Genomic DNA, 22,495 nt, shown 5'->3' with positions numbered 1-22,495 from the left:
CTAGCGCCGGCGCAGATAGCCGCCAGGTGCGACCGTGATCAGCAATTTGGCCTCGATAGCCTCGTCCACCTCGAAATCGCGGTTGCGGGACAGGAATTCGCGTACGGCCGTTTTGGGGCTGTTGCCTACGTCCCAGGGGCGGTCTGGGTACATGCCTGCCGGCAGATCCTCGATCACGGTATCGAACACCACGCAGTAGCTGCCAGAGCTGACCAGCGGTGCATATGCGTCGAGCTCGGCCAGCACATGTGCATGGGTATGGTTGGAATCGAGAATTACCATCACGCGCTCGTATCCTGCCGACATCTTGCGCACCTGGGCGACGATTCCGGGAGCGATCGACGAGCCCTGGATCATGTCGATGCGGTGCGCCATAGGGTGGGCTTCGATCGCTGCCCGGTTGTGCGCACGGATGTCGATGTCCACGCCCAGCACGCGCCGACGGGGGGTCTTGGGATCAAGCAGTTGGCCATTCTCGACCGCTTCGCAATAGTCGATCAATGCAAGCATGGATGCGCTGAGGATCAGCGACCCGCCATGTGCGATACCCGTCTCTATGATGAGATCGGGCTTGATCTGCCAGATCAGCTCCTGGATGGCCACCATATCCTGTGGCACCTGGATGATGGGGCGGCCCATCCATTGGAAGTTGTATGCGTAGCGAAGCGTGGTGATGTCACTCAGCCATTCGGCGGACTTGCGCTTTATGCTTTCGTCGAGACTCAGTCGGCGAATGTTGTCGGCAACCTCGGCCTTGAATTCCTCAGTGGGATTCATCGATAAAGTCCTTCCAGGAAACCGTTCCTGAGCATATGTATTTTGCGCCGCTGCGCCCGCAGTTGGCGATCAAGTCCAATCCGGAGACGAACGGGGTGAAGTGGTCATAAGGCTGCGGATATGGCAGCTTCTGATAATTCATGTACCGCACTTCTATGCCCCACGTCTCGAACAGCTCATGGTCGAGATAATTTCGTGCCCCATGTCCGGTGACATATGCCGTGGCTCCCAGTTTTCGGCAGATGGCGAGCAGGCGCTCGCTGCTGCGACCGGGCGCATCTAGCGATGCGGAGCGGGTGAAACTGCGATTCTCGCTTAGGCCGAAGTATCGAGCCAGCGCCATGATCGATTCACGGGATACGTCGCCTAGATTGGCGGCATGTCTCGAATGCGCGTCGTCGAATACGGCAAGCATGTCCTCGAGGTAGGGCGAGAGACGATAGCATTGCACGAGTGCGTTTCGATGCTGCTCGCGCCAGTCTTGGGAGTCGTCGACCAGTACATGGTCGATGTGGGTTTCGCGTGGGTGCTTCTTGGTGGGGACGGTCAGCCAGCGGGTACCGTTCTCGGATCTGATCTGCACACGGTTGTAGAAACCCCGGGTGAACTGCACGTCGTCATAGTGAACGAAGACGTCTGCGAGCTTGACCTGCTCGAGAAGGCCAACCCACGGGAAGTACATCGATTGCGAAATGACGACTCGCATGTCATCCATCCAGCCCGGAGATCGCTTCGCAGCCAAGGCGCTCCACAAAGCGGGAGAATGCCTCGTAGGTCGCAGGAGAGAGAGGAGCCAGGGCGGGCGAGTCCACCCCGATGGTCATCATCTCGTGCCAGCGCAAGGTCAGCCATGTCTTCTGGACGTAGCTGATGCGTTCGGCGCATTCAAGCGAGCAGTCGGAACCGACGGTCGCGGCTGTCTGCAATACGATGTCCCCGGTATCCAGACCGGCGTCCACACGGTGCAGAGTGGCGCCAATGCGATCAACCCCGGCACGAAGTGCCTTCCTGACAGCGCCCATTCCAGGGAATGCCGGCAGCAGGGAGGGATGGATGTTGTAGACCTTCATTCGATCGATCAGTGGCCTGTCTATTCTGCGCGTGTAGAACAACAAAATCTCTTGTACGCCTTTGCGCTGAAAGAAGGAAAAGGCCGCCTCCGAAAACATCCGTGAATCCGGGTAGTCGATCCTCGTTACCGCGGCAGCCTTGGCCTCGGCCCACGCCGCCATGCCACAGTCCCGGTCTGTCACTACGTACCACGGCTGTTCCAGCCCCGCATTTGACAGGCAGTCGACTGCGGCAGCCAGCGCCGAGCCGCCGCTCGAGCCTATGATGCCAAGTGGGCGAGAAAGCGGCATACGTGTCATTGCTGGCGAAGAACAGAACGAACAACCCGGCAGACGCGCTCGATATCCGCAGTGGCCATGTCGTGATAGCTCGGCAGGTTCATGGCGCGTCCGGCCAATGATTGGCTCACGATGTTCCGTGGCAGGTCCTGGAAAAACGGCAGCGACGAAAGCGGCCAGAAGAATACGCGTCCGTCGATATTGTCGGCTTTGAAGGCGGCCAGTAATGTTGCGCGGTCGAATGCCTTGTCGGCGTCGACGACGATAGTCGGCATCCAGTAGCCGTTTACCGTGCCTGCGGCTTCCGGGTTCATGCGTAACGGCAGGTCGCGCAAGGCGTCGAGATAGCATTCGAAGATTCTGCGCTTGCCCGCAACCAGCTCTTCGATGCGCTCCATCTGCGCACAGCCTACGGCTGCCTGCAGGTTGGACATCTTGTACTTGAAGCCGATGGTGTCGGGCCAGAACTGTCGTGATTCGCTCCGTGCGCGCCCATGATTGGACAACGTCAGCACGCGCTCGTACAGAGCGTCATCGCTAGTAACGAAGATGCCGCCCTCACCGGTGGTGATGGTCTTGGTGCCGTGGAACGAGAACGCCCCGAAAATGCCCATCGATCCGGCGCGGCGATCGTGCCAGATCGATCCTATGGCTTCGGCTGCGTCCTCGATCAGGTGCAGCTCGTATCGCTGCGCTATGGCAGCCAAGGCATCCATGTCGCAAAGATTGCCGTACAGATGCACGGCCAGAATCGCCTTGGTACGTGGAGTGATGGCGGCTTCCACGGCGGCGGGATCGAGACACCATGTATCCGGCAGTACGTCCACCAGTACAGGTTTTGCGCCGAGATGGGCAATGGGGGCGGCGGATGCTATCCAGTTGATATCGCCGAGGATGACCTCGTCGCCGGGTCCGATGCCGAGTCCGGCCATGCCCATGTGCAATGCACCGGTACCGCTGGATGTGGCTATGGCGTGGCGAACGCCGAGATGCTGCCGGAATTGTCGCTCGAAGCGTTCGATGTATTCGTAGCAGTGCTCGCCCCAGCCGTTCGCGGCCGCATCCGTGGCATAGCGGATTTCCCGCTCCGTGATCGATGGCTTGGTGTAGTAGATGCGGCTCTTTTCGCTTTTATCGTTCATGACACGGTCAATTGCGGGATTGCGGTGACGAACTTCCCGCCCCACTCGCGGATGTAGGCCAACTGCTCGGTGATCTCCTCGCGTAGGTTCCATGGGAGGATCACCACGAAGTCGGGACGCGATTCGCGGATGCGCGATTCGGTGAGCACGGGAATGCGTGAGCCAGGGAGGTAGCGTCCCTGCTTGTGGGGCGAAGCGTCCACTACGTAACCGAGCAGGTCGGGACGGACGCCGGCGTAGTTCAGCAAGGTGTTTCCCTTCGCTGCGGCACCGTAGCCGACGACTTGTTTCCCGTTGCGCTTGCAATCGAGAAGGAAGGTCAGGAATGCATTCTTGATGTCGTCGGCCAGCGGTTGGAAGCCATGGTAATAGTCCTGGCCCAACATGCCGGCAGATGCTTCCTTCGTCAGCAATGTGGCGACTGCCGGCGTTTCGCCATGTGCGGCATCGTTGTGGCAGATCCACAAGCGCAATGAGCCGCCATGTGTCGGAAGTTCTTCCACGTCCCAAACGCGCAGCCCGTGGCTGTTGAAGATTCGCTGTGCAGTATGGAATGAGAAATACGAGAAGTGCTCGTGATAGACGGTGTCGAACTGGCGCTGCGCGACCAGTTGCAGGAGATGCGGAAACTCGACGGTTATCACCCCGGCGGGGGCCAGTACGGTGGCGAGCCCGGCCACAAAGTCGTTGAGGTCGGGCACGTGCGCCAATACGTTGTTGGCGATTACCAGATCGACCGGATGCCGCGTTGCCACGAAGTTCAGCGCGAAGCGTTCGCCGAAGAAGCCATCCAGCGTTTCGATGCCGCGATTGCGTGCAGCGGTGGCCGTGCTCGCGGTCGGTTCGACGCCGACGCAAGGAATGTCGCGTGCCTTGACGTACTGCAACAGATAACCATCGTTGGAAGCGACTTCCAGTACCAGGCTTCGCGAATTCAGGGCCAGTCGCTCCACGGCCCGGGCGACGTAGCGTTCGGCATGGTTGAGCCAGGTGCGCGAGTACGACGAGAAATAGACGTAATCGCTCGAAAACAGAGCGTCATGCTTCTGTAGTTCGTCCACTTGCACCAGATGGCAGTTGGCACAAGTGTAAAGGCGAAGCGGGAAATGTGTCTCCGCCGCGTTCAGGTCGGCAGCGCTGAGAAAGGCGTTGGATGGCGGTGCGCTGCCAAGATCCAGAAACACACTGTCCAAGGGGGTCTGGCAATGCCGGCATTTCATACCCGCACTCCAGCGAACGACTCGTCGATGGGGGCGTGGCTTCGGTCACGCGCAGAGATCAAGGCCACTTCGTGCGGCCAGGCAATGGCAATGCGTGGGTCGCTGTAGAGCAAGCCGGCTTCGCATGCCGGTGTCCATGGTGCGGTGTGCATGTAGAGCAAATGGACCTCGTCAGTCAGCGTTTGGAATCCATGGGCAAAGCCTTCAGGGATGAACACGGCGCGGTCGTTGTCTGCGGAGAGTTCCAGCGCGTGCCATCGCAGGAACGTCGGCGACCCCGAACGCAAGTCCACTGCCACATCGAATACACGCCCGTGCAGGCAGCGGATCAGCTTGGCTTCCGCCGCCGGGGGCACTTGGTAGTGTAGTCCGCGAAGCGTTCCGAGCCCGCGGGTTTCGGAAAGGTTGATCTGGGTGAAATGCAGGGCGGGACGTATCGGTGCGAGTTCCCGCTCGCAAAACAGGCGCGTGAAGCGGCCGCGGGTATCCCCGGTCGACGTGCCATGGATCTCGTAAAGCCCATCGAGTTGGGTCGGATGGAGTTTCATGCAGCCCACTCGAGGCCAAGACGTCGGGCAGCGTCGACGTAAGCCACGAGGTCGGCAGTGCTGTCGACCTGGCCGGATTCGTAAAAACAGCGATACCAGGCGGCGGTTCTGGCCAGCGTGGCGTCGATGCCCCAGACGGGCTGCCAAGCAAGTTGCCGTCTTGCCTTGTCGCAATTCAGGCGAAGGATTGCGGCCTCATGGGGGTGAGGAGTCTGGTCGTGCTCAACATGCAGGACTGGCCAGTGCGCACTCAGTTGCGTGGTGAGCGAGTGGACGCTGATCTCGCCCGATGCGCCAGGGCCAAAATTCCAGGGGCCAGCGAGGTCTGCATTGTCCCAAAGCATTTGCCCGAGCCGAAGATATCCCGAAAGCGGCTCCAGTACGTGTTGCCAGGGACGTACTGCCGCCGGGTTGCGGATCATCAACGATTTTCCTGATGTGGCTGCCCTGACCAGATCGGGAACCAGCCGGTCGTCGGCCCAGTCGCCGCCGCCGATCACGTTGCCGGCGCGTGCGGTGGCAATCCGCACGGGAGAGCCATGGTTGTCGCCGACGGCGAAGAAGCTTTTGCGATAGCAATCCGTCACCAGCTCGGCACAGGCCTTGGAACTGCTGTATGGATCATGGCCGCCGAGGGCGTCCGTTTCGCGGTAGCCATTCGGGCTTGTGCGATCGGCGTAGACCTTGTCGGTGGTGGCATTGACGAGTACCCGCACGGAACTGCAATTGCGGGCTGCCTCGAACAGGTTGACCAGCCCCATCACATTGGTGTCGAACGTACCTGCCGGATCGCGATAGCTATGCCGCACCAGGGGCTGCGCGGCGAGATGGAAAACGATCTCGGGGCGATGGGCATCGAAAACCCGGCGAACAGCCTCGGCATCGCGCAAATCCACCCGATGGTCGGCGATGCCTTCAAGCTCCAACGACGTCCAGTGCGACGGCAGGGTGTTGGGGGCGAGCGCAAGTCCCGCGACCCGAGCGTTCATCGAACGCAGCCATAGGGCCAGCCAGGAGCCTTTGAAGCCGGTATGGCCGGTGACGAGCACGCGCCGGCCAGCATAGATATTGCCGAACAGGTTCAGCGCCATACTTTCCACGGGGCGTTGCCGGATTGCCAGAGCTCTTCCAGCTTGAGCTTGTCGCGCAAGGTGTCCATGGGCTGCCAGAAGCCACGGTGCGTGTAGGCCGACAATTGTTCGTCGCGTGCCAGGCGCTCGAGAGGGTCGCGTTCCCAGACCGTCGAGTCGCCTTCGACGTAGTCGAGCGCGCCGGGTTCGAGCACGAAGAACCCTCCGTTGATCCAGGTGCCATCCCCGGCAGGTTTTTCCTCGAAGCGCGTGATGCGGTGGTCCTTGATGTCGATTGCACCGAAACGCCCGGGTGGCTGTGCGGCGCACATCGTCGCCAGCGTGCCCTTTTCGCGATGGAAAGCGAGTTCCGCACTGATGTCGATGTCGGCGAGGCCATCGCCATAGGTGAAGAAGAATGTGTCTCCATCGAGGTAGTTGGCGATGCGCTTGAGCCGCCCGCCAGTCTGGGTGCCGTCGCCAGTATCGACCAAGGTGACGCGCCATGGCTCGGCATGCTTGTGATGCACCTCCAGCTTGTTCGTGGACATGTCGAAGGTGACGTCGGACATGTGCAGGAAATAGTTGGCGAAGTACTCCTTGATCACGTAGCCCTTGTAGCCAAGGCAGATGATGAAGTCGTTGACGCCGTGGTACGAGTAGATCTTGAGGATATGCCAGAGCACCGGCTTTCCTCCGATTTCGATCATCGGCTTGGGGCGCACCACGGTTTCCTCGCTGAGGCGAGTGCCGAGACCGCCAGCGAGAATGACAGCTTTCACGAGGTTATGTTCACAAGATGATTTGGATGGAAGGGTATTGGTTCGAAGGCGCCTGAACGAGCCCTGGCGGGGGGCATCATGGCCATGACCGTGGAATTGCGCATGCTTGTGAGTGGCGACTTTGGAATCATAAGCTACAAGGCTTTGCTGGGATATTCGGGGCTGCGGTCAGGGGCCGGAAGCTGTGTTGATGGCTGGCTCTACGATGACGGTGCCGCAGGTGCTTTCACTTCGTCGACTTGCTGGCGCAGGTCGAGGATGCTGGCATCAAGGCGCCCACCGATGTTCAGTGTTTCCAGTTGCCGGTATGCCGCGCGAGCCGCGTTCGCGCGGCCCAGCGCTGCCAACATGCGGACTTGCGTAATGCGGTAGGCGGGCTCGCCGGGGGCCGAAGCGATGGCGGCTTCGGTCATGCGAAGGCCCAGCTTGCGGTCATCCAGCAGGTTCCATGCGTAGTCGCCATAAGTGGCCAGCAGGCGTGCGCTCGGGTTGGGAAACGACAGGGCGGCCTGGAATGCCGCGGTCATTCGATCGGCGGGCAATTTGCATTCGCCCTCCCGTGCGCACTGGGTAAGCGTCTGAAGAGAGCTTTCATCTTGTACCCCCGAGCGCCTGGCCCTGAGCTTGGCGATCATGCTGTCCCACCATGCTTCTTTCAGCGGCAGATGCATGCGCGAGTTCATGAAGATCAATGCCTGCTGTGGAAGAATCGACGATTTGGGCAGTGCGGCGGCGCGTTCCAGCGGTGCGTATGCGAGTCGGGTGAAGGGCGAATCCGGGTCATAGTGCGAGTAGATGATGTATGTCCGGCCCAATTCGTACTGGGCGCGAGGCGATTCAGGTGCGCGTTCGGCCAGCTCTTCGGCCAGGCTTAGCGGATCACCCCAGGCATGGGCGGTAATGGCCGTGTTGACGGTCCACCAGGCCAGCAGGCAGGCGAGCAGTGTGCGTCGTGGCAGGGCGAAGGTGGCGGTGCGTGGTCCGGGATTCAGCGCCAGCAGCGGGGGGACGATGGCGAGCAGCAAGCCGAGGCTGGCGAAATAGTTGCGATGCTCGTAAACGAGCTCCAATGGCAGGATCGTGCCGGTAAGCAGGTGGCTGCCAAGAAACAGCGCGATACCCAGTGCGGCCAGCGGTTGTCGTCGACGCAGCCAGAATGCCGATATCAGCAAGCAGGCCAGTACCGCCATGCTGGCAAGGGTGGTCCACGGAGTGAGCAGGCCTGAGGATGCCTGGAAGTCGTCGTGATAGAACGACAGGGCTTGTGGAGTGGGCAACAAGGTCCACTGGATGTAATCAACGACAACGCGGGCTTCACTGAGCAGGCGCGTACCGAGGGTGAAGTCGCGTGTGGCCCAGTTCGCTGGGTTCAGCAGGCCGGGCAATATCTTTGCCAGACCGAGAGCCATTGGCAGGGCCAGCGTCAACGCAAACAGCGCGAGAATGCGCCGATCTCTACGCAGGTGGTCCGCTGGAAGGTCGCGGGTTGGCGTTGGCGTACGGAAGCGAAAGAGGATCCATTCGATCAGCGATGCATACAGCGGCAGCATGATGGCGGTTTCCTTGGCCATCAGGCCGAGTGCCGAGGATATGCAGAGGCTGAGCGAGCAGAGGATGAATCCGCGGTCGAACGTCATGCGCGGGCGCGGCTTTGTATCCGGATGGGTTTCGTGATCGAGGGACATGCGCCGACGTCCCGTCACGTAGCCGATCAAGCCAAGCAGCACGAACAGGTTCGCCAGGCTTTCCATGCGCTGCACTACATACAGTACGCCGGTCAGATTGATCGGCAATAGCATCCAGCCTGCTGCAATCAATGCTGCAGTAACACTAGCCGGCGATGATCGAGCCGTGGAAAGTCGCCCTGCGCGCGGCGATTCCGCGGAAAGCTTCGGGCTGTCGCATGCAAGAGACTCTTTCGTAGCGATAGAGTCGAGCAGTGCCCGTGCCAAGATGAATACCAGTCCGCCATTGAGCAGGTGGATGATCAAATTGGTCAACTTCATCGCATGAGGATCGAGGCCGCTGACGAGGTAGTTCGCCGCGAAGCTCAACGAGGCCAAGGGGCGTTTGAACTCACTTGCCGGCGAGGAAAGCGCGGCATTCAGCAGTGAAGCCAGGTTGATGTCTGTTGGCTGCACGCCCTTGTTGTCGACGATATTCGGGTAGTCGTCGAACAACCAGCCGCCGTGCAGTCCGGGCCAGTAGATCGCGCTCGCCATGAGCAATGCGAAGCCCAGCAGCAAGAGATCGATGCGCCAACGAAGCAATGCCTGAAACATTCAAGGCTCCACCACGGATTGCATGAGCGTTGCTCTGCCTGGGCAATGCTTGAGCATAACGGACTGCATCTTGTCCAAGAAGGCACGGTGATGGGCGGATGGCATCGTAAGGAGCTGGCTATTGCGACGTGACTTCTAGTGAGCGGCTGTGCAGGCTTTCGTTGAGGCCAACGTCAAGCGGGGCCCCGTCTTGATGCTACGAATGGTCGGGCTGTGACCGATACTCCCGCAGTACGCGGTCATATGCGCCTGCCTTTGTTGGAGTTGACCTGGCGTGGTTGGCTTTGAGCCGCAAGATGACGGGCATGACCGCAATGGATGTCTACTGAGGAAGGCGTTGCTGGATATCGAGCAATGCGTTCTGCCCGCGACGGTCCCAGTGGGCAATACGTGCGCGTAGCTGAGCGAGTGTTCGACGAGCTCCAACGAAGTCGCTATTGAAGATCTGCAGGTAAGCGAGAAGTACCCCCACAGCGGGGTCGGCAACGCCGGTACTCCAGGTGAGTTCCGCCTGGCGTTGGGCTTCGTCGGGTTGCCCGCCTCTGGCGTACAAGTCGGCTGCCATGAATCGCACACGCCAGACTGCGGTATTTGATTGAGGCTGCGGAGCGGCATCGACGATCTCTCGCATGGTATCGGCCAGGTCGATTTTGCTGAGCCCGGAACAATCGCTTTCGCGCAAGTAACCGCCTAGTGCTTCCAGCGTTTGCATGTCGGCCAATTGCAACTTGATGCCGGCAAGGGCTCTCACCTGGGCGAGGGTCGCAGGCTCAATGGCATGATCGGCCACGCACTGCTGTTTCAGGCTGGCCATGAGCGCCAACTGCCTCGTCACTGGGTTGCTGCTGTGAATGAGCTTGTCCAGGAGCTGCCGTGTTTCTTCCATCGAGCCGGTGTTCCATACCAGGCTGAGGTTGTCCAGTTGCGCCCGGGTCGAATCGGGGTGCTGGCGCACGGCCTGTTTCACCATGACCGTCCAGGACTGCCAGACCCATGAGCGTGCAGCAGTGGCGGCAGCAAGCATGGCGCATAGCGCCCAGATACCCAACCGCCACAGTTGGGGGCGCGGAGAGTCCGAGGCTGGCGCGGGCAGCCTGCCGGCGATCCAGACTACGGATCCTGCCAGAGCGAGGAAGATTCCAACCGAAGGCAGGTAATTGCGATGTTCGAAGTAAAGTTCCAGCGGGAAAGCGGTGGATTCCATCGCATGCCCAGCCAGAAAAAATGCGATACCGGTAAATATGGCCGGAGAGTTCCGGCGCGCTCCTGTGGCGATTGCGGCCAGTGCCAATAATCCGAGCAACGCCGGCAAGGTGGTGACGGGGTGCAGCAACCCGTGTGATACCGGGAAGTCGTCGGTATAGACGCCGAGCGTCGGACCTCGTGGCAGCAGAAGGCAGCCGATGTAGTCGAATAGCGCTCGCGGTTCGCTGAGCAATCTTTCGCCCAATGTAAAGGTGCGTACGCTGTAGCCAGCCAGCAGTCGCGAGGGCGGCCATGTGTACCAGAAGATGGCTGCCAGCATGGGCAGGATCAGCCCAAGGCAGAAGAAAGCCTTGACAATTCGTGGTCGGGGAGCTTGCGCGCTGCTACGAAAATAGCCCAGTTCAAGTACGGCGCACAGTAGCGGCGCCAAGGCCCCATTCTCCTTGCAGAGAAGGCCAAGCGCGGTGGCGGTGGGCACTGCCAGAAACAGCCAAGCCGAGCCTACGCGCGAGCGCCCTTGTTCCAATGCTTCGCGTCCATGCACGTAGGCCAGCAGGGCCAACAGGATGAACAACGTGCTCAATTGCGCCATGCGCTGCACGATGTACAGCACTGTACTGACTTGCAGTGGATGCAGCAGCCAGATCGCGCTGAGCGTCAAGGCTGCCTGCGTTCCACGTTGGCCCAATTGCGGGTCGCGCGACAACAGCCTTCGCAGCAAGGCGTAAATGAGCCCGCCACAGACCAGATGAATCAGCAGGTTAGTGACTTTGAACGAAAATGGAGCCAACCCGAACAACTCGGCATTCAGGATGAAGCTGAGCATGGACAGGGGGCGGCCAAACATGCCCGAACGATTGCCGAACAGTGCCTCTTGCCAACCGGTGATGCCGCTCAACCAATCATGCAGCGGGCGCAGGTTGGGAGTGTCATCGAATACGAAGGGCCCGTTGAGGCCTGGCGCGTAGACCAGGGCTGTCAATGCCAGTATCAGCAGCAGCCAGAATTTGGGGTCGCCAAAAAAACCGCCCCGGTCGCGCAAGGCGGACCGGGGCGGGATCGGTGCTTTCTGTTCGATCTTGGTCAACTACGACTTGATCGACGATTTAGCGGCAAGAAGCCGGAACGTACTTCTTGGGGCCATCGGTCGAGCAGGTCCACTGGACGGGGGTTCCGACATTGGTCTGGGTCGGGGTCAGCGAGATTTTGAAGGAACCAGTACCGGTCTTCGCAGTGGTGGTCGCCGTAACGACACCATTTGCGATTGCAACGCCGGAAACATAGGTGGTGACCGGCGACGAATAGCCTGCCGCGTTCGCAGTGGTGACGGCCGTGGCAAGGATGCCCTTGCTCGACGCGGTTTCGGTCACGGCCAGCTTGGCGGCGTCCATCATAACGACGGCTTCGGAGACCTTGGAGCGAATCGTGTAGTCCTGGTAGGCCGGCAGCGCGATGGCGGCCAGGATGGCGATGATCGCGATCACGATCATCAGTTCGATCAGGGTGAAGCCCTTCTGGATGTTTTTCTTCATGGTGGTTCCTCTGTGGTTGCTAACCGTAAACCGTAGTGATGCCCCCGAGTCCCGGTCCCGAATCCCCCTAAACAGGATCGGTCCTCCATAACAGCGGTCTTGGAACAGACCAGGAAGCTCGCGGCAGTCGCAGCATGTTGTGTGCCATGCCTGCCGCCGTCGGATGCCCGCGTCGCTGCGGACGCCAAGATTGTGCATAGGGTCGCAGATGGCTACAAGCTTGGTTTGCGGCCGAATCGGCGATTGTGTGGATCGGATCGCGTAGTGACCAGATGTGATGACGCCAGGTGTCATCACGTGACGTTTTTGGTCACTATCTGCTGCTGGATTTGGTTCGTGCGTCGTCCGCGCCCCAAGGGTCGATGGGCAGAATGGCAAGAGGGCGCTTGGTAACGGGCGACATGATGGCGGTGTAGTCGTTGTCGCCCCGTTCGATCGGGAGGTAGGACAGGGGCCGATCTTTTGCCGGTGTCCGTGCCTGCAGTTCGTCAAGTTGCTCCCGCTGCTGTTTGGTCGTTCTTAGCTGGGAGAGTGGTTTGGCGCGTTTCATCAGTTGATCGGCAACCTGCCCGTAAGGAACGTAGAAGGCGGGTAGCTGGTCGATGTCCTTGCCGCCGGTGAATGCTTGCATGGCCATGTCGGAGGCAATGCCTCCCTGCGGAGGGAGTGCGCCCACCAACTGCGGTCCGCTCCATGAGCGCCGGCGAAATTCGGGAAGACTGCCCTTGGCCAGGTCGGTGTCAGTAAGCTGGTCGGCCGCGACGACGACAAGCCTGTCCACTGCGCCGACGATGAATACCGGGCGGGCCTGGCAGATGACGTAGGCTCCATAGCAGAACGCCGCAAGCTGCAGCACGCCAATGACCAATAGATCCAGCCGCAGCAGGTGCCTGGGTTTGGCTGGATTGAACACCAGCAAGGTCAACAGTGGGCCGATGCCGACGTCGACGCCCATAAGCAGCATGATCAGCGTGCTGGCGCCGGCGGCGACGAAATAGGGCGGCGGGAACCACAGCAGGTAGAGCAGGCCGCCGACGAGGAGGGCCAGGACGAGACTGATGGCGAGATGGGTAGCGGCGGCTTTCCAGCGGGTCATGGGTGCGCGATGGGTCAGGGAGCCGGTGGCAGAGGATAGAAAATCTCGCGTCGGCTGAGTATGGGGATTCCGGAGTTCCTGGGGCGCCGGAAGCTCTCGGGCTGTCAGGGTAGGCCCCAGCGGGCAGCCGGCCGCGGCGTTTTGACGGGTAGATGGCTTTCGGGCAAAAGCCGCCGGGCCGCAGCCGCTCCCGCAAGCGGCCGGTTCAGGCCCGGCTGCCGCCGATGCTTGCACCGCCCCCGCCACATGCTTACCGTGGGCCTTTCGCCTCAATGCAACAGGGAGCTTCGATGAAACCTCTTCTTGCCGCGCTGGTTCTCGCGCTGGCCGCTGCGCCGGCGGTGGCCGCGGACGTGGAAAGCCAGTCGCTCCATCCGTTCAACGTGCGCGACCTGGTGATGATGGACCGGGTTGGCGATCCGCAGTTGTCGCCGGACGGGCGCTATGCGGCGTTCGGCCTGCGCAGCACGGACTACGCGGCGAACAAGGGCGTCAGCGCGATCTACGTGCTCGACCTGACCAAGGGCCGGCAGCCGGTGAAGGTGGTGGACAGGGGCGGCTCCGCGCGCTGGTCGCCGGACGGGCGCAGCCTCTACTACGTGGCGGCGGCCGACGGCGTGTCGCAGTTGTGGCGGCTGGACCTGACCAGCAGCAAGGCCGGGCTCGACCTGACCGGGCACGCCGCGCCGGTGCAGGTGAGCCATGCGCCGCTGGACCTGGGCGGCTACAAGCTGTCGCCGGACGGCAGGTCGGTGCTGCTCTCCTACGAGGTATTCACCGATTGCGCGGACCTGGCCTGTACGAAGGAGCGCATCGACGGGCGCGAGGCGAACAAGGCCAGCGGCACGGTGTACGACAAGCTGTTCGTGCGCCACTGGGATACCTGGGCCAACGGCCGCCGCAACCAGCTCTACATCGGCACGTTCGGCGCGGACGGCCGCTTGCCGGCGGAACCGACCCTGCTGAGCCGTCAGATCGACGGTGACATCCCGAGCAAGCCGTTCGGTGACGAGGGCGAGTTCTCGTTCTCGCCGGACGGGCAGACGGTGTATTTCGACGTGCGCATCGCCGGCACCAGCGAGCCGTGGTCGACCAATTTCGACGTCTACCGCGTGCCGGCCGACGGCTCGTCGGCGCCGGTCAACCTCACGGCCGCGAACCAGGCGTGGGACGCGTATCCGGTGGCCTCGCCCGACGGCAAGACGCTGTACTACCTGGCGATGAAGGAGCCGGGCTCCGAGGCCGACCGCTTCGCGATCATGGCGCTGGACCTGGACAGCGGCGCGAAGCGCGAGGTCGCGCCGCAGTGGGATCGTTCCGCCGGCAGCCTGTCGGTTTCCGCGGATGGCAAGACCCTCTACGCCACCGCCGACGACCAGGGCCAGCATCCGCTGTTCGCGATCGACGTGGCCAGCGGCAAGGCCACCAAGCTGGTCGGCGACGGCACGGTGGGCGCCTACGCCCTGGCCGGCAAGCGCCTGCTGCTGGCGCGCGACGACCTCAAGCGCCCCGCCGACCTGTACGTTGCCGACGCGAACGGCCACGGGCTCAAGCAGGTCACCCATTTCAACGCGGCGCGCCTGAAGAACGCCAAGGTGGGCGACTTCGAGTTCTTCACCTTCAAGGGCTGGAACGACGAGCCGGTGCAGGGCTACGTGGTGAAGCCGGTCGGCTACAGGCGCGGACAGAAGTACCCGGTGGCCTTCATCATCCACGGCGGCCCGCAGGGTGCCATGGCCAACGGCTGGAGCTATCGCTGGAATCCGCAGACCTATGCCGGCCAGGGCTTCGCGGTGGTGACGGTGAACTTCCACGGTTCCACCGGCTACGGCCAGGCGTTCACCGACTCGATCTCGGGCGACTGGGGCGGCAAGCCGCTGGAGGATCTCAAGGCCGGCTGGCAGGCCGCGCTGGGCAAGTATGGTTTCCTCGACGGCAGCCGTGCCTGCGCGCTCGGCGCCAGCTACGGCGGCTACATGGTGTACTGGATGGCCGGCGTCTGGAACGAGCCCTGGAAGTGCCTGGTGGACCACGACGGCGTGTTCGACGCGCGCGCGATGTACTACGACACCGAGGAGCTGTGGTTCGAGGAGAAGGAGAGCGGCGGCACCCAGTTTGAGCATCCGGAGAACTACGAGCGCTTCAACCCGGTCAACCACGTCAAGGACTGGCGCGTGCCGATGCTGGTGATCCATTCGGCGAAGGATTTCCGCATTCCCGACACGCAGGGGCTGGGCGCGTTCACGGCCTTGCAGCGCCGCGGCATCCCGAGCCAGTTGCTGCACTTCCCGGACGAGAACCACTGGGTGCTGAAGCCGCAGAACAGCGTGCAGTGGCACGAGACGGTGAATGCGTGGCTGAAGAAGTGGACGGACAAGGACACATCTGCGGCGGCACGGTAAGCCATGCCCGGATGAAGACGAACGGCGGCCGGAAGGCCGCCGTTTTTTTGTGCGACGGGATTCCGGCTCCATGAGGCCCGCGGGTTTCGAGTGGCCGCGGCCGAAGTCCCACGGGGAGCATGGCGCAGGCGGGCCTTGCCTGCCTGCGTGGCTTCCGCCAGGACTTTCAAGCCCGGCTCAAAGCCACTTCGAGCGCCGCAGCCACGCGTAGAGCCCGCCCACCACGCCGACCACCAGCACGATCATCGCCGGGTAGGCCCAGGGCTTGTCGAGTTCGGGCATGTGGTGGAAGTTCATGCCGTACCAACTGGTGATGAGGGTGGGCGCGGCGAGCATGGCGGCCCAGCCGGCGAGTTTCTTCATCACCTCGTTCTGGCCGAAGGTGACCAGCGAGAGGTTGACATTGATCGCGGCGGTGAGCATCTCGCGCATGGCGCTGATCGATTCGTTGACGCGGAACACGTGGTCGTACACGTCGCGGAAGTACGGGCGCAGCTCGTCGGGAATCAATTGCGGATGCAGGCGCACGAGCTGGCTGATGATGTCCTGCAGCGGCGCCACGGCCAGGCGCAGGGTCATCAGGTCGCGCTGCATGTCGTACAGGCGGCGCACGGTGCTGCGCTTGAAGGTATCGGCGAAGATGTCGGTTTCGAGATCGTGGAGTTCCTCGCGGAAGTCGCGCACGATCGGCAGCATGTTGTCGACGATGAAGTCGAGCACGCCGTACAGGCCGTAGCTGGGGCCGTTGGCCATCAGCTCCGGGGCGTGCTCGCAGGTGCGCCGCGCCGGCGCATACGAGAGCGACGCGCCGTGGCGCACGGTGACCAGGTAGCGCGGGCCAAGGAAGATGTGGGTCTCGCCGAACGCGAGGTTGCCGTCGACCAGTTGCGCGGTCTGCACGACCATGAACAGCGAATCGCCGTAGGTTTCGATCTTGGTGCGCTGGTGGGCCTTGTGCGCGTCCTCGATGGCGAGGTCGTGCAGGTCGAATTCCTCCTGCAGCTTCAGCAGCAGCGCTTCGTCCGGCTCGTGCAGGCCGACCCAGACGAAGGTGTCCTGCTGCTGCAGCACGTCGCTGATCGCATCGATCGTGATGTCGCCGATGCGCTGCCCGTCGCGCCGGTAGGCGACACAGTTGACCACCATGTCTTGCCTGGCGACGGGCTGCGCGGAAGCGAGCGGATTCGACGGTTCCATGGACGCATGATGCACGCGGCCGCATGGAGGGGGCAATGCGGCGGCTTCGCCCGAGGGGCTCTCGCTGCCAGGCACACTCGGTTGCAGGCAATCGCGCATGGGGGCGCTCCTGGAGCTTCGTGAGGCTGCTTCGGTTGTAACCGTCCGGGGTTTCGACGGGATCGGCCCGGCATGTAGCCAGAGCCGCCGCGACCGAGGCCGCTGCCTACGAACCCTGCGACGGGCGGCGGGGATTGCGCAGCGACCATGCCAGCGCCAGCCAGCAGGGCAGGGCGAACAGCAGCCAGGGCTGGTTCTGCTGCACGGTGCCGGGCAGCAGGTGCAGCAGGACGGCGATCATCGCGGCAAGCAGTTGCAGCACGAGCGCGAGATTGGCGAAGCGCGACGGCGGCAAGCCGCGGCAGGCATGCCATACGGCCGGCAGCAGCAGGAAGGCCAGCGGGCTGAACAGCAGCAGGTTGGCGTTGGCCCAGGCGGAGTGGTGCGTTGTCAGGGTCCACAGGATCAGCAAGACCAGCCCGACCAGTCCGGCCAGCAGCAGGTAAAGCGCACCAAGCAGGGCGTACCCAAGCGGCCAGTAGCGGCGCACGGCCAGCAACAGCGCGGCCGTCGCCAGGCCGGCGAGTGCCAGCGGCAGGCGCAGGTCGGGGGGGCTGGCGGGCGGGACGTCGAGGCGGTTGGGCGACAGTTCCCGCTCGCTGCGCAGCAGGGGGTGTGTACGGCCTTGGGCATCGGCGACACGCACGCTGCGCAGCTCGCGCTGCAGCACCATCGGCAGGAAGCTTTCGCGCCATCCGTCGAGCGGCTGGTCGGCGTACGGTCCCAGGCCCAGGTCCAGCACCAGCATCAGCCACGGCTGGGCGCTCATCAGGCGGACGGTCTGCTGGCGATAGGTCATGCCGCCGGGGCGGTTGGCCAACTGGGCCTTGAGTACGCCGCCGAGCGCCTTGTCGAGCGCGTCGCGCACGCGCGTGGTGCAGTTGTCGGCGTAGTAGTCGTAGTTGTAGCCGACGTTCTCCGGGCGCAGGTTCCACAGCAGGAAATCGCGCAGGGCGGCGGCCTGCTCGCCGGTCAGCGCCAGTTGCTGGCGGGTGATCGAGCGGCCGGCGTCGCGGTAGTAGCTTTCGTCCTGCCCGCTGGGGGCGGCGTCCATCAGGTAGTGCATGTGGCCGCGGGCGAAGTTGAGCAGGAAGCCGCGCTCGTCGAAATCGAACACGCCGTAGTTGAAGCTCACTGCCTCGCCGCTTGCGGTGTCGCGCAATTCGATGGCGTCGTGGCCGAAGCGTTCCCAGTAGGTTTCGCCGGGTCCGTAGGTGACCAGCGCGACGTCGAGGTTGGCGCCCGGCGCATCGGCCACGCCGGCGCGGGCGGCCGTGGCGCCGAGCAGGAACAGGGCGAACAGGAGTGGCAGGCAGCGGGTGAGGCGCATGGCGCGGGGGAGTCTCCGTGGTGCCTTCCCTGCATGCAGGGGAGGGAAGAGGTGCGCCGGCGATCCGGCGCGTCGAAGGCCGAAGCTTTACCCCGTCCGCCCTCCCCCGCAAGCAGGGGAGGGCGGGCGCTCAGTCCGGCTTCTGCCGCGTCACGCGGAACTGCTGCACGCGCCGGTCGTCGGCCTGGGTGACCTGGAACAGGTAGCCGTCGACCCCGATCTCCTCGCCCACCTCGGGCAGGTGGCCGAACTCCGAGGTGACCATGCCGCCGATCGTGTCGAACTCCTCGTCGGAGAACGCCGCGCCGGTTTCCTCGTTGAAATCGGCGATCGGGGTGAGCGCGCTGACCTGCCAGCCGCCGCCGGCCTGCTCGTGCATCAGGTCCGGTTCTTCCTCGTCGTCGTGCTCGTCGTCGATCTCGCCGACGATCTGCTCCAGCACGTCCTCGATGGTGATCAGGCCGGCGACGCCGCCGTATTCGTCCACCACCAGGGCCATGTGGTTGCGCGAGCGGCGGAACTCCGCCAGCAGCACGTTCAGCCGCATCGACTCGGGAATCAGCACGGCCGGGCGGACCAGGGTGTGGATGTCGAAGCCGGAACTGTCGCCGAAGTACTTCAGCAGGTCCTTCGCCAGCAGGATGCCGATGATCTCGTCCTTGTCCTCGCCGTGGACGGGGAAGCGCGAATGGCCGGACTCGACCACGGCGGCGAGGATGTCCGCGAGCGGGGAATCTTCCGACAGCATCACGATCTGCGCGCGCGGGACCATGACGTCGTCCACGCTCAGCTCGGTGACCTTGAGCGCACCCTCGACCATGGTCAGGGTGTCGTTGGAGAGCAGGCCGTTGGCCTGGGCGGCGCGCAGTTCCTCGATCAGTTCGTCGCGGTTGCGGGGTTCGCCGGAAAACATGTGGCCCAGTCGATCCCACCAGGATCGGTGGGCCGGGCCGTTGGTACTGCCTGGGTCGTCGCTCATCACTCTTGGGTATTCGGCCCGGATGCGGGCGGAAGCCGGAGTCTAGCGGAAAAAGCGTGACGATTCAGGGCACAAGCCATGCCGGCCGGGGCGTGCGGGCGATTCGCGGGACCGCTTCCGCCGGCCTGCACGGCGTCAGGCGTAGGGATCGGCGATGCCGAGCCCGGCCAGGATGCGCGTCTCCAGCGCCTCCATCGCCTCGGCCTCGGCTTCCTCGACGTGGTCGTAGCCGAGCAGGTGCAGCACGCCGTGCACGGTCAGGTGCGCCCAGTGGTCGCGTTCGCGCTTGCCCTGTTCGGCGGCCTCGCGGGCCACCACCGGGGCGCAGATCGCCAGGTCGCCGATCAGCGGCAGCGCGATGCCGGGCGGCAGCTCGGCCGGGAACGACAGCACGTTGGTGGCGTAGTCCTTGCCGCGGTAGTCGCGGTTGAGCGTGCGGCCTTCGTCGAGGCCGACGATGCGGATCGCCAGCTCGGCGGGCTTGCGCCGCCTTGCCCCCTTCAGCGCCGCCCCGGCCCAGCGGCGGAAGCTCGCCGCCGAGGGCAGGCCGGCGCGCGGCACGGCGTAGCCGACGGACAACCTCGCCGCGGAGTCCTGCGCGAGCGGCTCCGGGCGCGCCGCGTCCGCCGGGGACTTCGTCGCGGCCGCGGATCGCCTCACTTGGCGTCCTCGTCTTTCTGCTCGAACGCCTCGTAGGCGCGCACGATCTTCGCCACCAGCGGATGGCGCACCACGTCGCGCGAGGTGAAGAAGGTGAAGCTGATGCCGTCCACGCCGCGCAGCACTTCCACCGCATGGCGAAGGCCCGAGCGCACGTTGCGCGGCAGGTCCACCTGGCTGACGTCGCCGGTGATCACCGCCACCGAGCCGAAGCCGATGCGGGTGAGGAACATCTTCATCTGCTCGACGGTGGTGTTCTGCGCCTCGTCGAGGATCACGTAGGAATCGTTGAGCGTGCGCCCGCGCATGTAGGCCAGCGGCGCGATCTCGATCACGTTGCGCTCGATCAGCTTGGCGACCTTCTCGAAGCCGAGCATCTCGTAGAGCGCGTCGTACAAGGGGCGCAGGTAGGGATCGACCTTCTGGCTGAGGTCGCCGGGCAGGAAGCCCAGCTTCTCGCCGGCCTCCACCGCCGGGCGCACCAGCAGCAGGCGCTGCACGCGGTTGGCTTCCAGCGCCTCCACCGCGCTGGCGACGGCGAGGTAGGTCTTGCCGGTGCCGGCCGGGCCCACGCCGAAGCTGATGTCGTGCGTGGTGATCGCGTGCAGGTAGCGCGCCTGGTTGGGGCCGCGCCCCTTGATCACGCCGCGCTTGACCTTGATGACGACTTCCTGCGCGCCCTCGGCCGCCTCGTCGGCGATCGCGTCGATGCCCGATTCGGCCAGGTGCAGGTTGATCTTCGCCCCGGTCAATGCCTCGCTTGCGGTGGCTTCGTAGAGCGCGCGCAGGACCTTCTCGCCGGCGCGCGCGGCGGCTTCCTCGCCGATCACCTCGAACAGGTTGCCGCGATGGTTGATCTCCACCCCGAGGCGCAGTTCGACCTGGCGCAGGTGTTCGTCGAACGGCCCGCACAGGTTGGAGAGGCGGGCGTTGTCCTCGGGGTCGAGGGCGAAATCGCGCTGGTTGAGGCCGTCGGTCATGGGAATCTGTCGGATGGATGGTATTTCTGGCCGGGGCGCTTGATGGGGCAGGGCGCCGGATGAGGCTGCGGGACGATGCCGGAGGAGGCTATGTCACGCATGTCGTGCCGCGATGCCCGGACCCGTCATCCCCGCGAAAGCGGGGATCCAGTGCCTTTGCGAGGCACGCAAGACGCTGGAGCCCCGCTTTCGCGGGGATGACGGACTTGGGAGTGCGGATGACGGGATGGCTGGTCATGCAGGGGAGCTTTACTGCGGCCTCTCCGGGCCCGCATCAAGCCGCCACTTCGTCGACGAGTCGCACCCGTCCACGCAGCGAGTTGCTCATCGCCTCGGTGATCTCCACGTCGACGAACCGGCCGATCAGGCGGGCGTTGCCCGGGAAGTTCACGTAGCGCATGTTCTCCGTGCGGCCGCTCAGCTCGTTCGGGTTGCGCGTGCTGGGCTTTTCCACCAGCACGCGCTGCACGGTGCCGACCATCGCCTCGTTGATCTTCCTGGCATTGGCGTTGATCGCCGCCTGCAGGCGCGCGAGGCGCTCGTGCTTCACCGCCGCCGGCGTCTCGTCGGCGAGGTTGGCGGCCGGCGTGCCTGGGCGCGAGGAAAAGATGAAGGAAAAGCTCTGGTCGAAGCCGACGTCGTCGATCAGCTTCATGGTCTTCTCGAAATCCTCGTCGGTCTCGCCGGGGAAACCGACGATGAAGTCGGAGGAGACGCAGATGTCCGGCCGCACCGCGCGCAGCTTGCGGATCTTCTGCTTGAACTCCAGCGCGGTGTAGCCGCGCTTCATCGCGCTGAGGATGCGGTCGGAGCCGGCCTGCACCGGCAGGTGCAGGAAGTTGGCCAGCTTGGGCACGCTGGCGTAGGCCTCGATCAGCGAGTCGGAGAACTCCAGCGGATGCGAGGTGGTGAAGCGGATGCGGCCGATGCCATCGATCTGCGCGATGGCGTGGATCAGCACGGCGAGGTCGGCGGTGCCGCCGTCGTGGGTGGGGCCGCGGTAGGCGTTGACGTTCTGGCCGAGCAGGTTCACCTCGCGCACGCCCTGCGCGGCGAGCTGGGCCACCTCGACGAGCACGTCGTCGAACGGGCGGCTGATCTCCTCGCCGCGGGTGTACGGCACCACGCAGTAGGAGCAGTACTTCGAGCAGCCCTCCATGATCGAGACGAAGGCGGTCGGCCCTTCCGCGCGGGGCTCGGGCAGACGGTCGAACTTCTCGATCTCGGGGAAGCTGATGTCCACCTGCGGCTTGCCGCTGGCGCGCTGCTTCTCGATCAGCTCGGGCAGCCGGTGCAGGGTCTGCGGGCCGAACACCAGGTCGACGTAGGGCGCGCGCTTGACGATCGCCTCGCCCTCCTGGCTCGCCACGCAGCCGCCCACGCCGATCAGCACCGGCTTGCCGCCGCGCTTGTGCTCCTTCCAGCGGCCGAGCTGACTGAACACCTTTTCCTGCGCCTTTTCGCGGATCGAGCAGGTATTGATCAGGATCACGTCCGCCTCGGACTCGTCCTGGGTCAGTTCCAGGCCATGCGATGCCTTGAGCACGTCGGCCATCTTGGCCGAGTCGTACTCGTTCATCTGGCAGCCGTGGGTCTTGATGAAAAGTTTATGGAGAGCTGGCTTGCCGCTCATGGCATGGATTACCGTTTCTTTCGCGAGGCATAGGGCGCCGGGCGCCGAACCGCGCAGTCTACCCCTGCCTCCGGCCGCCTGCCAGTGAAGCGGCAAGGCGGATCAAGCACTTGCGCCGCCATCCATGGCGGGGCGCGGGATGCTACGCGGCGCACGGAACGGACGACCCGCGCTTGAGATCGCCCGTGCGATGGCGGCACACTGCGCGCCA

General features: G+C 63.7%; 19 protein-coding genes. 1 reads left to right on the top strand and 18 read right to left on the bottom strand.

Annotated elements, in window-relative coordinates; genetic code table 11:
• The 12 genes from ASG87_RS17155 to tfpZ all read right to left on the bottom strand — a co-directional run bounded on the left by ASG87_RS17155 (position 1) and on the right by tfpZ (position 13,004).
• A complete protein-coding gene (locus ASG87_RS17155) occupies positions 1-777 on the bottom strand; it encodes a cephalosporin hydroxylase family protein (protein ID WP_056008051.1) in 777 nt (258 codons plus the stop codon).
• Positions 764-1,483 carry a WbqC family protein gene (locus tag ASG87_RS17150; protein WP_056009060.1) on the bottom strand — a complete coding sequence of 240 codons (720 nt, stop codon included), beginning with the start codon at positions 1,481-1,483 and terminating at the stop codon, positions 764-766. The genes ASG87_RS17155 and ASG87_RS17150 overlap by 14 nt, the downstream gene beginning before the upstream one ends.
• 1 nt (position 1,484) lies before the next feature.
• The gene (locus ASG87_RS17145) at positions 1,485-2,138 is read right to left on the bottom strand and encodes a formyltransferase family protein (protein WP_200949138.1); all 654 of its coding nucleotides are present in this window, start codon (positions 2,136-2,138) and stop codon (positions 1,485-1,487) included.
• A 5-nt stretch (positions 2,139-2,143) separates the two neighbouring features.
• Entirely contained in the window at positions 2,144-3,268 is a 1,125-nt protein-coding gene (locus ASG87_RS17140) for a DegT/DnrJ/EryC1/StrS family aminotransferase (protein ID WP_056008045.1), read from the bottom strand.
• Positions 3,265-4,488, bottom strand: coding sequence for a class I SAM-dependent methyltransferase (locus tag ASG87_RS17135; protein ID WP_082583050.1), 1,224 nt, complete (start codon positions 4,486-4,488; stop codon positions 3,265-3,267). Before ASG87_RS17135 ends, ASG87_RS17140 begins: the two co-directional genes overlap by 4 nt.
• Positions 4,485-5,036, bottom strand: a complete 552-nt coding sequence (locus ASG87_RS17130) for a dTDP-4-dehydrorhamnose 3,5-epimerase family protein (protein WP_056008042.1) — start codon at positions 5,034-5,036, stop codon at positions 4,485-4,487. The genes ASG87_RS17135 and ASG87_RS17130 overlap by 4 nt, the downstream gene beginning before the upstream one ends.
• Positions 5,033-6,127, bottom strand: coding sequence for a CDP-glucose 4,6-dehydratase (gene rfbG, locus ASG87_RS17125; RefSeq protein ID WP_200949136.1), 1,095 nt, complete (start codon positions 6,125-6,127; stop codon positions 5,033-5,035). The genes ASG87_RS17130 and rfbG overlap by 4 nt, the downstream gene beginning before the upstream one ends.
• Positions 6,118-6,888 carry a glucose-1-phosphate cytidylyltransferase gene (rfbF, locus tag ASG87_RS17120; protein ID WP_056008037.1) on the bottom strand — a complete coding sequence of 257 codons (771 nt, stop codon included), beginning with the start codon at positions 6,886-6,888 and terminating at the stop codon, positions 6,118-6,120. Before rfbF ends, rfbG begins: the two co-directional genes overlap by 10 nt.
• A gap of 200 nt (positions 6,889-7,088) precedes the next feature.
• Positions 7,089-9,170: a hypothetical protein gene (locus ASG87_RS17115; protein WP_235499679.1), complete on the bottom strand. Its 2,082-nt coding sequence runs from the start codon at positions 9,168-9,170 to the stop codon at positions 7,089-7,091.
• A 322-nt stretch (positions 9,171-9,492) separates the two neighbouring features.
• Complete coding sequence (locus tag ASG87_RS17110; RefSeq protein ID WP_157511143.1) at positions 9,493-11,463, bottom strand: hypothetical protein; 1,971 nt, start codon at positions 11,461-11,463, stop codon at positions 9,493-9,495.
• Between the two features lie 19 nt (positions 11,464-11,482).
• Positions 11,483-11,908, bottom strand: a complete 426-nt coding sequence (locus tag ASG87_RS17105; protein ID WP_056008031.1) for a pilin — start codon at positions 11,906-11,908, stop codon at positions 11,483-11,485.
• 313 nt (positions 11,909-12,221) lie between these two features.
• Entirely contained in the window at positions 12,222-13,004 is a 783-nt protein-coding gene (gene tfpZ, locus ASG87_RS17100) for a TfpX/TfpZ family type IV pilin accessory protein (protein ID WP_056008028.1), read from the bottom strand.
• Between the two features lie 290 nt (positions 13,005-13,294).
• Here tfpZ and ASG87_RS17095 point away from each other — a divergent pair, with 290 nt between their 5' ends.
• Positions 13,295-15,406, top strand: a complete 2,112-nt coding sequence (locus ASG87_RS17095; RefSeq protein WP_056008025.1) for a S9 family peptidase — start codon at positions 13,295-13,297, stop codon at positions 15,404-15,406.
• Positions 15,407-15,583: 177 nt separating this feature from the next.
• Here the strand turns inward: ASG87_RS17095 and ASG87_RS17090 are convergent, their stop codons facing one another.
• From ASG87_RS17090 to miaB, 6 genes are all read right to left on the bottom strand, one after another.
• Entirely contained in the window at positions 15,584-16,552 is a 969-nt protein-coding gene (locus tag ASG87_RS17090) for a magnesium and cobalt transport protein CorA (RefSeq protein ID WP_157511142.1), read from the bottom strand.
• A 256-nt stretch (positions 16,553-16,808) separates the two neighbouring features.
• On the bottom strand, positions 16,809-18,032 hold the full coding sequence (locus ASG87_RS17085) for a DUF4105 domain-containing protein (RefSeq protein ID WP_056008019.1): 1,224 nt from the start codon (positions 18,030-18,032) through the stop codon (positions 16,809-16,811).
• Positions 18,033-18,162: 130 nt separating this feature from the next.
• Entirely contained in the window at positions 18,163-19,011 is an 849-nt protein-coding gene (locus tag ASG87_RS17080; protein ID WP_056008016.1) for a transporter associated domain-containing protein, read from the bottom strand.
• Between the two features lie 135 nt (positions 19,012-19,146).
• Positions 19,147-19,590 carry an rRNA maturation RNase YbeY gene (gene ybeY / locus ASG87_RS17075; RefSeq protein ID WP_056009051.1) on the bottom strand — a complete coding sequence of 148 codons (444 nt, stop codon included), beginning with the start codon at positions 19,588-19,590 and terminating at the stop codon, positions 19,147-19,149.
• A 77-nt stretch (positions 19,591-19,667) separates the two neighbouring features.
• Positions 19,668-20,651, bottom strand: a complete 984-nt coding sequence (locus tag ASG87_RS17070; RefSeq protein WP_056008013.1) for a PhoH family protein — start codon at positions 20,649-20,651, stop codon at positions 19,668-19,670.
• A 274-nt stretch (positions 20,652-20,925) separates the two neighbouring features.
• Complete coding sequence (gene miaB / locus ASG87_RS17065; RefSeq protein ID WP_056008010.1) at positions 20,926-22,284, bottom strand: tRNA (N6-isopentenyl adenosine(37)-C2)-methylthiotransferase MiaB; 1,359 nt, start codon at positions 22,282-22,284, stop codon at positions 20,926-20,928.
• Between the last annotated feature and the right edge of the window lie 211 nt (positions 22,285-22,495).

Origin of the sequence: Frateuria sp. Soil773, from assembly GCF_001428405.1 — a bacterium.
In the GTDB taxonomy this organism is placed as follows: domain Bacteria; phylum Pseudomonadota; class Gammaproteobacteria; order Xanthomonadales; family Rhodanobacteraceae; genus LMSL01.
The sequence above is the reverse complement of the archived record's forward strand: the minus strand, read 5'-3'. Positions and strand labels throughout refer to the sequence as shown.

Bases quoted from the DNA above. Each gene is read 5' to 3' on its own strand.
- miaB (WP_056008010.1), bottom strand. From the start codon at position 22,284: ATGAGCGGCAAGCCAGCTCTCCATAAACTTTTCATCAAGACCCACGGC.
- ASG87_RS17085 (WP_056008019.1), bottom strand. From the start codon at position 18,032: ATGCGCCTCACCCGCTGCCTGCCACTCCTGTTCGCCCTGTTCCTGCTC.
- ASG87_RS17115 (WP_235499679.1), bottom strand. From the start codon at position 9,170: ATGTTTCAGGCATTGCTTCGTTGGCGCATCGATCTCTTGCTGCTGGGC.
- ASG87_RS17095 (WP_056008025.1), top strand. From the start codon at position 13,295: ATGAAACCTCTTCTTGCCGCGCTGGTTCTCGCGCTGGCCGCTGCGCCG.
- ASG87_RS17150 (WP_056009060.1), bottom strand. From the start codon at position 1,483: ATGCGAGTCGTCATTTCGCAATCGATGTACTTCCCGTGGGTTGGCCTT.
- ASG87_RS17145 (WP_200949138.1), bottom strand. From the start codon at position 2,138: ATGCCGCTTTCTCGCCCACTTGGCATCATAGGCTCGAGCGGCGGCTCG.
- ASG87_RS17105 (WP_056008031.1), bottom strand. From the start codon at position 11,908: ATGAAGAAAAACATCCAGAAGGGCTTCACCCTGATCGAACTGATGATC.
- ASG87_RS17130 (WP_056008042.1), bottom strand. From the start codon at position 5,036: ATGAAACTCCATCCGACCCAACTCGATGGGCTTTACGAGATCCATGGC.
- ASG87_RS17140 (WP_056008045.1), bottom strand. From the start codon at position 3,268: ATGAACGATAAAAGCGAAAAGAGCCGCATCTACTACACCAAGCCATCG.
- ASG87_RS17135 (WP_082583050.1), bottom strand. From the start codon at position 4,488: ATGAAATGCCGGCATTGCCAGACCCCCTTGGACAGTGTGTTTCTGGAT.
- ASG87_RS17080 (WP_056008016.1), bottom strand. From the start codon at position 19,011: ATGAGCGACGACCCAGGCAGTACCAACGGCCCGGCCCACCGATCCTGG.
- rfbG (WP_200949136.1), bottom strand. From the start codon at position 6,127: ATGGCGCTGAACCTGTTCGGCAATATCTATGCTGGCCGGCGCGTGCTC.
- ASG87_RS17070 (WP_056008013.1), bottom strand. From the start codon at position 20,651: ATGACCGACGGCCTCAACCAGCGCGATTTCGCCCTCGACCCCGAGGAC.
- ASG87_RS17090 (WP_157511142.1), bottom strand. From the start codon at position 16,552: ATGGTGGTCAACTGTGTCGCCTACCGGCGCGACGGGCAGCGCATCGGC.
- tfpZ (WP_056008028.1), bottom strand. From the start codon at position 13,004: ATGACCCGCTGGAAAGCCGCCGCTACCCATCTCGCCATCAGTCTCGTC.
- ASG87_RS17155 (WP_056008051.1), bottom strand. From the start codon at position 777: ATGAATCCCACTGAGGAATTCAAGGCCGAGGTTGCCGACAACATTCGC.